Annotated in this window: 2 protein-coding genes; one reads left to right on the top strand and one right to left on the bottom strand. The window is 36.8% G+C overall.

Annotated elements, in window-relative coordinates; all coding sequences use genetic code 11:
* Positions 1-618: protein disulfide-isomerase DsbK (gene dsbK / locus IEY73_RS34600; RefSeq protein ID WP_189083225.1), on the bottom strand; the 618-nt coding region annotated here is incomplete at its 3' end.
* 113 nt (positions 619-731) lie between these two features.
* Here dsbK and IEY73_RS34595 point away from each other — a divergent pair.
* Positions 732-786: cytidylyltransferase domain-containing protein (locus tag IEY73_RS34595; RefSeq protein ID WP_505744156.1), on the top strand; the 55-nt coding region annotated here is incomplete at its 3' end.

Here is a 786-nt window from a genome sequence, read left to right as displayed (position 1 = left end):
AGCCCTAGCTTTCGCCATTTCTTCTTGGATCAAAGCCGCTTTTTTAGCTGAATTGACTCCAAGCCACCCCACCACAACCATTCTCACGGTGTTTTCTTTCAAGTGATCCCTGAGTTTAGTGAGCTCTTTTTGGCAATGCGGACACATGGGATCAGAAACAATATAAAGGATTTTATCCTTATTTTTAGCGTTAGTAGAGGGCAACTCTATCGCATAATCAACCGGTATTTCATTAAAAATAGCGTTCAATTTTGCGCTATTTTGCTGGGTAGCGTTAAGGGCTTGGACTTTTTGATTGGTTTCTGCGACTAATTGCACATCTTCGCTTTTATTGCTAAAAAAGATATTGCTAAGCCCTATGACTAAATTACCATCCTTACTCACTACAAGCGGAATATTGTATTTAGTGTCCGGATCTTCAATAACGACCATTTTTAAATCTTGGCTAGATTTTAAAGGTTTGATTTCTAAAATACGCACCTTTTTATTGGTTTGTTTTTCAATCACGCTCACTAAATTATCCTGCATCCGTTTGTCATTAGCTGAAACTGAATGTTTAGGGGCTGCCCCTAAGCCTACAAGAAGTAACGCGCTCAACACACTCGCTCTTAATATCATTAAAACTCCTAAAGTTCAATAGCCTAAACCCTTACAATAAAAGGAATAAGCTTTTAATTGAGTATAATACCATAAAAATCCCCTATTTTCATAAGGCTTAAAAAGGTTTAAAGATGATTATCATTCCTGCTAGATTAAAATCCAGTCGTTTTGAAAATAAAGTGCTAG

Source organism: Mangrovihabitans endophyticus, assembly GCF_014646155.1.
Taxonomy (GTDB): Bacteria; Actinomycetota; Actinomycetes; order Mycobacteriales; family Micromonosporaceae; genus Actinoplanes; species Actinoplanes endophyticus.
The sequence above is the reverse complement of the archived record's forward strand: the minus strand, read 5'-3'. Positions and strand labels throughout refer to the sequence as shown.